The 8,845-nt window shown below is 60.2% G+C and carries 6 protein-coding genes, 1 pseudogene and 1 riboswitch; of the genes and pseudogenes, 5 read left to right on the forward strand and 2 right to left on the reverse strand.

Translation table 11 applies throughout. The annotated features are described in order from the left end of the window. Positions 1-390, reverse strand: a pseudogene (locus WAW39_RS02250) (flotillin family protein); the annotation flags it as partial. A gap of 42 nt (positions 391-432) precedes the next feature. After that, positions 433-951, reverse strand: a complete 519-nt coding sequence (locus tag WAW39_RS02255; protein ID WP_422315336.1) for a PH domain-containing protein — start codon at positions 949-951, stop codon at positions 433-435. A gap of 348 nt (positions 952-1,299) precedes the next feature. After that, a riboswitch (cyclic di-AMP (ydaO/yuaA leader) is annotated at positions 1,300-1,469 on the reverse strand. 227 nt (positions 1,470-1,696) lie between these two features. On the opposite strand from WAW39_RS02255, the gene WAW39_RS02260 reads away from it, so the two are divergent. The 5 genes from WAW39_RS02260 to WAW39_RS02280 all read left to right on the forward strand — a co-directional run bounded on the left by WAW39_RS02260 (position 1,697) and on the right by WAW39_RS02280 (position 8,623). Beyond that, positions 1,697-2,827, forward strand: a complete 1,131-nt coding sequence (locus tag WAW39_RS02260) for a tetratricopeptide repeat protein (protein WP_422315338.1) — start codon at positions 1,697-1,699, stop codon at positions 2,825-2,827. Between the two features lie 164 nt (positions 2,828-2,991). Beyond that, entirely contained in the window at positions 2,992-4,761 is a 1,770-nt protein-coding gene (locus tag WAW39_RS02265; protein WP_422315340.1) for a polyprenyl synthetase family protein, read from the forward strand. Positions 4,762-4,802: 41 nt separating this feature from the next. Further along, on the forward strand, positions 4,803-6,278 hold the full coding sequence (locus WAW39_RS02270; protein ID WP_422315342.1) for a sulfatase: 1,476 nt from the start codon (positions 4,803-4,805) through the stop codon (positions 6,276-6,278). 3 nt (positions 6,279-6,281) lie between these two features. Next, positions 6,282-7,379, forward strand: a complete 1,098-nt coding sequence (locus WAW39_RS02275; RefSeq protein ID WP_422315344.1) for a sensor histidine kinase — start codon at positions 6,282-6,284, stop codon at positions 7,377-7,379. Further along, positions 7,376-8,623, forward strand: a complete 1,248-nt coding sequence (locus tag WAW39_RS02280) for a sigma-54-dependent transcriptional regulator (RefSeq protein WP_422315346.1) — start codon at positions 7,376-7,378, stop codon at positions 8,621-8,623. Before WAW39_RS02275 ends, WAW39_RS02280 begins: the two co-directional genes overlap by 4 nt. Positions 8,624-8,845: the final 222 nt, after the last annotated feature.

Raw genomic sequence — 8,845 nt, forward strand, 5'->3', positions numbered from 1 at the left:
TTTGAGAAAGGCACGGGCATCCTGGAAGTGGTCACAATCCACCGTGCGTGCCAGGATGCGGCCGGGTGGAATGGCGGCGCCGGTTTTCGCGACGATCAATGCCAGCTCCCCCTGCGGGACTCTGACCATGGGCACTTTCTCGATGTGGTACTGCACGATCCAGAAACCAAAGTGCAGTCCCGGGGCCAGCGTGTCGGCTTGGTAACCTGCTTCACCATGGAGGGCGATGATCTCACCGGGAGGCAGGTTTTTGAAGGCAAAGCGTTTGATGACCACGCCGACTTTGCTCTCCGGAATGTAAACGCAGGAGACAAAGTAGAGAATGACCACGCCGAGGACTGAGAGCGTGATGAGCCAGTGCTCGTAAGCAAATAAGAGAATGGAGTTCATGATGGAGATAAAAAAAATCAGGGTTCAGGAGTTCAAACGGGTTCAGGCATGGAGGCGGGTGGTGACGGCACGGGCAAAAGCCTCGGGATCGTCAGGGGAGAGCACCGCCGTGCGGTTCTTCATGCGCACGATGACGGTGCGGTTCAGATCTGTGACGTAGGCGCGGAAGTGCCCAAGCTGCCTGTTCCAGTAGTAGCCGGTGAAAGAATACAGGCCGCCATTGCCACACGTGCGCAAGCTGTGGCACAGCGCGAGCGGTTCCACTTCGACAGAACTCATTTCCTCAAATGGCAGCACGGTGTTCCACCACAGGCGTTTGATGAGGATGCCGTCCTTGGTGATGACATAGCCGCGAATGATGAACGGCAGTGCTCCAAGAGGAATGAGCAGCACAACGACGGCTGACAGCGCACGTGTGGGCAGTGCAGGCAGGCTGATGAATCCCGGTGTTTGCCGGCCGAGGCTGAGCGTGATGGCAATCCCAAGCATCACGAACGTCGTGAGAATGGAAATGATGAGCAAAGTGCGGCCCCAGGGGGCTTTGAAATGGTGATGAGTCATGATGATTTCAGATTTTGGAAATGGAGTTTCAGCAGGTGGGTTATTCGGCGTGGCGGAGCAGGGCGCTTTCTTGGTCAGCAGCGCTCAGCGCCTGCTCTGCATCCAGGTCTTGTGTTTCTCGGTCCGGCTGGCGGATTACGTGAATCCAGCTCAGGGGTGGAAAGGTCGGTGGCGGCGCGCCCCGGGCAGATTGATTGACCAAGCCCTCAGTAACGGGTCTTTGGTTCTCTTGGCAGTTCATGGGTATGGGTCTCGAAGGCCCCCGGTGTGCGGACGGTTTCCCGTCCACTCGCGGGTGCGGTGGTTCTGGGGAGACCATGTCCCGGCGCACTCGCGACGGGCATAGGATCGCCCTTCCAATGTCGCCTGCGAGGTTAGCTGTCGGACTGGTCCTTGGAAGTGGACTGGTCGGTGGTTGCCCACCTTCCTTCGCCCCGCCCTGCGTCTTTCGACTCAGGGTTTTTGGGTCCCCCGCGCCACCATTCTGGAAGGAATGGCAGCTTCGGCTGCGAGGTAATTCATGCACAGGCACTGCGTTTTGTCAAAACGGCGGCCCAACATAAACTGCAAGCACGGGCTTGACATGGGTGGCGGTTTTTCACTCTTTCAGGTGAAGAGCCATCGCCTTGAGGCGAGTTTTTGCGGCCATCTGGCCTGCCGCTCATCGCGGGTGATGTGCCGCCAATTTACTGAGCACCTGCATTTTGATGGTTGAGACGGCCCCGGCCAGACGTAATTTCGCTCCATGAAGCATGCGTCCTCATCCCCCCTCCTTGCCGGCCTCCTCGTTGCTTTGCTGTTTGCTGCTTCCACTCTCATGGCGCAGCAGACTCAGCGCATCGATGAAAAGGATCTGCGAGACTGGGCCGATCGCGGTGATGCCGACGCTCAGTTCGAGCTGGGTCTGCGCATGCTCACGGGTGAAGGCTTGAAGAAAAATCTCGAAGAAGGCGTGAAGTCCGTCGAGAAGGCCGCCAGGCAGAAGCACCTGCGCGCGCAGCATGTTCTGGGCACTCTCTATGAAGACGGTGTCGGTGTGAAAAAGGATCTCGCCAAGGCAGCGGAGTGGTACCGCAGCTCCGCTGAACTCGGCTTTGCCCTCTCGCAGCACAGTCTGGCCGCCATGTATGAAGAAGGCAAAGGCGTGAAGAAAGACGTGGTCAAAGCGGCGGAGTGGTTCAAAAAAGCCGCCGATCAGGGAAATCCCCCTTCGCAGACCGCCTATGCTTCAAAGCTCGAACGTGGCGACGGCATTGACAAAAGCTCCGCTAAGGCAGCGCTTTGGTACCTCAAAGCAGCTCAGCAGGACTTCGTTCCCGCCATGACTCGCCTGGCCAATCTCTACTACACCGGCCAGGGCCTGCCCGTGGACTATCGCCGTGCCGGAGCTTGGTATCGCCGTGCTGCCCGCTCCGAAGACCCTTGGGCCTCCAACAATCTCGCCTGGTTCCTGGCCACCTGCCCGGAGGACAATCTCCACAATGGCGAAAGCGCCGTCCTGCTCGCCCGGCGTGCCTTGAAGCTCGTGGCCGAAGTCGTCCAGAGCGATGAGCAGCCTTATGAAATGATCGACACCATGGCTGCTGCTCTCGCCCGCAACGGCGAATTCAAAGAAGCCGAGCTCTGGCAGAAGCGCTGCATCGCCCTCCTCAAGGAAGACAAAGACCTGCCCGACGAAGATCGTAAAAAGTTGCAGGAGGAGTTCGACACACGTCTCAAACTTTACCAAAAGGCCACCCCGTTCGCCGAGCCTGAACCCAAAGGCGAAGAAGGTGCTGAGCCCCTTCCACAGGACACCATTCTCCAGGACGAAGGCCTTCCAGAGACCAAGCCCAAGAAAAACACGCCCAAAAGTGGTCGTGGCACGGTGGTTTGAGGTTGGTTTTTGCCGCTGCTAAACGACTTCTGCAGCCAGTCCGTATCCTCTCGTGGCGCAAGATTCGCACACATTAGCGCAATATCTGCAAGACTAAGCCCCTCTTACACGGTTAAACCGCCCACTCATTTCATCCGGCATCCTGCCACTTTCCCCTTTATCTCATGTCCGCTGCCGTCGTCCGTTCTGCCGCCCTTCCTCCGCCCATTCCCGGTTTGAACCGCCGTATCCGCCAGCCGAAGAAAAACATCCCGCAGACCAAGCAGGATCGTGATCAAATCTTGGGCTGGGTTCGCGCCTACGCCGAGGAGCAGAAACTCGTCCCCCCGGTGCCCTTGGCTGATCTGCAGGAGCACACGGATAAGATCGTCGCCATCCACGCCATCGACAAAATCCATCGCGACTACGTCGGCGTGCTTCTCGCCAACGAAACATGGCGTGAATCCCTCGCCACCGTGCCGTTTGAAAAGCGTCTGCTGCTCATGCCGAAGTGCCTTCGCGTGGAAAGCAAATGCCCGGCCCCCTTTGATGAGTTCGGCCTGCTCTGCAAGCAGTGCGGCCTCTGCTCCATTCAGGATTTCCAAAACGAGGCAGAAAAGCTCGGCTACGCCGTCCTCGTCGCCGAAGGCAGCGCCATCGTCATGTCCCTCATCCAGACCGGCAAGATCGAGGCCATCGTCGGCATTTCCTGCCTGCCCGTCCTTGAGCGCACCTTCCCCTACATCGAAGCCGCCGCCATTCCAGCCGTCGCCGTCCCCCTCCTTCAGGATGACTGCATCGACACCCTCGTCGATATCGACTGGGTCTGGGATTACATCCACCTCACTAGCGACGACAAAACCCGCCGCCTCAATCTCAACGCGCTGCATGACGAGGTAAAAACCTGGTTCACCATCGAGTCGCTCAATGCACTCATGGGCCCCTCCCGTGGCCACAGCGACGACATCGCCCGCGAGTGGCTCGCACGTGCCGGCAAACGCTGGCGTCCTTTCCTCACCGTCGCCGCCTACCAGGCCCTGCGCGAAGACCCCGAAGGCCCCATCTCTGACACCGTCAAGAAAGCCGCTATCGCCGTCGAAATCTTCCACAAAGCCTCCCTCGTTCACGACGACATCGAGGACGGCGACGCCGAACGCTACGGCGAAACCACCCTGCACACCGAGCACGGCATCCCCGTGGCCCTCAACATCGGCGACCTCCTCATCGGTGAAGGCTATCGCCTCCTCGCCGACAACGATGCCGCCGCGCACATCCGCAGCGCTGCCATCCTCGTCGCCGCCGAAGGTCAGCGCGAGCTCTGCATCGGTCAGGGCGCCGAACTCCTCTGGACACGTCATCCCGTCGCCCTCAGCAGCACCCAGGTGCTCGAAATCTTCCGCAGCAAAACCGCCCCCGCCTTTGAAGTCGCCCTCAAGGTCGGTGCCGCTCTCGCCAGCCAGCTCGATGAATGCGCCGACGTGCTCCACACCTACAGCGAAAATCTCGGCATCGCCTACCAGATCCGCGATGACCTTGACGATCTCGGTGAAGATTCCGCAGCCGACAACGAATGGAACATGCGCCCCAGCATCGTCCTCTCCCTCCTGCGTGAGAAAGGCAAAGGCGAAGTCAAAGACCAGATGGAAGCCCTCTGGAACGGCGTCGCCAAAATCAAGCCCGACAACGCCACCATCCGCGATTGGGCCCTCGACAGCGGTGCCCACGAGAAGGCCATGACCCTCCTCGAAAGCTACAAGGAAGCCGCCATCCGCTCCCTGCAGGAAGTCGAACTCCCCAATTTGAAAGGCCTCCTCCGCCGCGTCATCGGCAAGATCTTCAACGAGCTTGAGATCAAAGGCTGGTGCCGCGAATTCGAGCAGAAAAATCTCAATCCTGAGCTCCGCGCCGAAGCCGCCAAAGCCGCCGAGCACCTCGTGCCAAACGTGGCTCCTTAAAGCTGCTATTTTCATCGGTCGAGCTTCGTTTGAAGCCGACCATGAAGTTGCTCAGTCTCTGCTCCGTATTCCTGCTCGCTGCCGCCGTCCACGCCGCTGACTCGCGCCCCAACGTCCTCTTCATCGCCATCGATGATCAAAACGACTGGATCGGCTGCCTCGGCGGACATCCGCAGGTGAAGACCCCTGCCATCGACGCCCTCGCCAAGCGCGGCACCCTCTTTTCCAGTGCCCACTGCCAGGCTCCCTTGTGCAATCCTTCGCGCAGCTCGCTCCTCACCGGCCTTCGTCCCTCCAGCACCGGCATCTATGGCCTCGCCCCCGGCATCCGCGAAGTGGAGCAAACAAAGACACACATCACCCTCCCGCAAACCTTCACGCAGGCAGGTTACTTCACCTTCAACAGCGGCAAAATCTACCACGACGGCTCGATGCGTGGCGGCGATCAAAAAGCCGAGTTCAACGAATGGGGCAATCGCGGCCCCATGCCGAAACCCAAAACCCCCATCGCCAATCTCCCCGGCCCGGACCGCCATCTCGCCATGGATTGGGGCGTCTTCCCTGAGAAAGACGAAGACAACGCGGACTGGAAAATCGCCGACTCCGCCATCGATGCATTGAAGCGCGCCCCTGCAGACAAGCCCTTCTTCATCGCCGCCGGCTTCCGTCTCCCTCACGTCCCCTGCTTCGCCTCACAGAAGTGGTTTGATCTCTATCCCGACGCCACTCTCCAGATGCCGCCCGTCAAAGAAGACGACCGCGCCGACCTCCCCAAGTTCGCCGACTTCCTCCACTGGAAGCTCCCCGAGCCACGCCTCAGCACCCTGCGCAAATTCAACGAATGGCGCCCCCTCGTCCGCGCCTACCTCGCTTGCGTCAGCTTCATGGACAGCCAGGTCGGCCGCCTCATGCACGAGCTCGAAGCCACCGGCCGCTTGGACAACACCATCATCGTCCTCTGGGGCGATCATGGCTGGCATCTCGGCGAAAAACTCATTACCGGCAAAAACACCCTCTGGGAGCGCAGCACCCGCGTCCCCCTCATCTTCGCCGGCCCCGGCATCAAGCCCGGTCAGGTTTGCACCAGCCCCGTCGAACTCCTCGACATCTTCCCATCCCTCCTCGCCCTCGCCAAACTCCCCGCCCGTCCCGACCTCGAAGGCCACAGCCTCATCCCTCAGTTTCAAGACGCCAGCGCACCCCGCGAGTGGCCCGCCATCACCACCCACAATCAGGGCAATCACACCATCCGCACCCAGGACTGGCGCTACATCCGCTACGCCGATGGCAGCGAAGAACTCTACGACATGAAGAACGATCCCAACGAGTGGAACAATCTCGCCAAGGCTCCCGAGCACACCGCCAAAAAAACCGAGCTCGCCAAATGGCTGCCCAAGATCGACAAAGCCCCCGTCCCCGGCAGCAAGAGCCGCATCCTCACCTACGAATCCACCACAGGCGAAGCCATCTGGGAAGACAAGCCGATTGATAAAAGCGCTCCTCTGCCGGAACCGTAGGCAGTGTCCGCCTCTCCCCACAAGCTCCGCCTCACCCTCGGCCTCGGCTTTCTCGCCTTCATCATCGCGGGATCTCTGTTGCTCCTCGCGTGGCTGCGTCAGCGCGAGCGCGAAGAGTCCAACCACCTCTTCCAAGCCCTGGCCCAGGCCGATGCCGAATTTGTGCGGCGCATGAATCTCCCGCGCAGCGGCAAACTCGCGCAGGATCTGGAGCAGCTTCTCGGCATGCAGATCGAGTTTCGCCCTGCAGGCACAGCTCCCGCCAACACCGAAGACCGTCTCACCATCCGGCTGGATGAAAAGAACGACATGATCTTCACCCGCACTCCGGTGGTCTCGTCACTGTCTCTGCGCGATCCCGCCACACTCAATGCCTTCATCGCCTTCTGGCTCATCTCCGGCCTCATGGGCTGGCTCCTCGTCCGCGAGCGCCTTAAGCGCGCTCAATCCGAGCGCCTCGCCATGCTCGGCCTTGTCGCCACCAGCCTCGCCCACGACATCAAAAACCCGCTCGCCTCCATTCAGCTTCACGCGCAGCTGATGACCCCGCAGAATGAGGAAGACGCCCAGGCCATCAAACTCATCGAAAACGAATCCGAAGTCATCGCCGGTCTCGTGAACCAGTGGCTCCACCTCGCGAATCCGCTCCCACCCAAACTCACCAAGCTCGATCTCACCGACTGCATTCGCGGCGTCGCCAGAAACATCGAGGCTCAGGCCCGTCATGCCGGCGTTGAAGTCGAAATCAATTTGCCCTCTCCCATCTGGATCATGGGCGATTCCCAGCGCCTCGCCCAGGCCGTGCGAAACCTCATGATCAATGCCATTCAGGCCATGCCTCGCGGTGGCAGACTCATTGTCAGCGGCCAGCCCGCCGAGTCAGGGTTTGAGCTGCGCTTCGCCGACTCCGGCACCGGTTTTTCCGAACTCGCGCTGGCACAGGGCACCGAGCTCTTCTTCACCGAAAAAGAAGGCGGCATGGGCGTCGGCTTGAACATCGTCTCCAGCATCATCACTGCACATGGAGGCACCTTAAAATTGCAAAATGACCCCAAGGGCGGAGCAGTGATCATCGTGCTGCTCCCCTTGCTTCCCGCATGACTCCCTCCATCCTCATCATCGAAGACGAATACGCCCTCGCCGCAGCACTCTCCACCGTGGTGCGCCGTTTGGATGCCACACCCGTCGTGGCCGCATCAGGGCAGGGGGGGATCGACAAGCTCGCGGCGCAATCCTTCGCGCTCATCATTCTAGATGTAGGCCTCCCAGACATGAGCGGCCTGAAGGTGCTGGAAAAAATCCAGTCTCTCCCACAGCCGCCCCCGGTGATGATCATCACCGCCCACGGCACCCTGGAAACCGCCCTTGAGGCAAAGCGTCTCGGCGCTCGCGAGTATTTTCTCAAGCCGCTCAATCTCGCCGACATCCAGCGGGCCATCCGCGAAGTCTTCGCACCGGCAAAAACTGAGCAGCGCGCAGACACCACCATGATTGGCAACAGCGAGCCCATGCAGCGTGCGTTCGCCGTCATTGCCCAGGCCAGTGGCAACGATGCGCCCGTCCTCCTGCAAGGTCCCCCCGGCAGCGGCAAGAGCCTGGCCGCGCAGGTCATTCATCGCCACAGTGCTCGCTCTGAAAAACCGCTGGTCATATTCCGCGCCGATGAATGGTCCGAAGATCGTGCCGAAGCCGCGTTGGATGAAGCCATCGCCAAGGCAGGTGACGGCGTCCTCTTTCTCGATGAAATCAGCGAGTGGTCAAAGCCCCTCCAGGCAGCGCTCATGCATCGTCTCAGCTCTGGCATGCTCAAGGCCCGCCTCTTCAGCGCATCCAGTCAGGAGGCCGCGCCTCACCTGCGTGAAGACTTGTTCTACGCGCTCGCTGTCCTTCAGGTCCTCCTCCCCCCGTTGCGCGAGCGCACTTCGGACATCCCCGCTTTGGCAGTCTCCTTTCTCGGCGGGCAGGTGCTCTCCGCTGAGGCTCTTGCTGCACTCAAAGCCCACACCTGGTCTGGCAATGTGCGCGAACTGAAAGCCGCCATGGCGCACGCCGCCGCCGTCTGCAGCGGCGGCACCATTTTGCCCCATCATCTGCCTGCCAGCATCGTCAAGACCGAGGAATCCAATCACCTCGAAGAAACGATGAAACGTGCCATCCACTCATGGCTGGATCAAAAGACCACCGGCACCGATGAAGTGATGCCCGCGTATGACGACCTTCTCGAAACGGTGGAGGCCACCATGCTCGACACCCTCCTCAAGCGCTTCGACGGCAAGCCCACCCGCCTCGCCACCGCCATGAAAATGAATCGCGCCACCCTGCGCCGGAAACTCCGCGAAGAGTAAAAGCTCCGGCCTCTCGGTTTGGACGAGTGAGCTTAAATTGTGCTTGTCCGATAATTCCAAGACCGCCAAAGCGGTTCTCCCTCTCCCCGCCCCTGATACCACGATCAATTGAAAACAGGTCTGTATCTCAGCAATGAATCCACCACAGAGGCACGATGAGCGCAGAGATCTGAAGCCGGTCTTGATTGCAAACCTCTGTGTCCATCGTGCCTCTGTGGTTGA

Source organism: Prosthecobacter sp. (assembly GCF_049294395.1).
Taxonomy (GTDB): Bacteria; Verrucomicrobiota; Verrucomicrobiia; order Verrucomicrobiales; family Verrucomicrobiaceae; genus Prosthecobacter.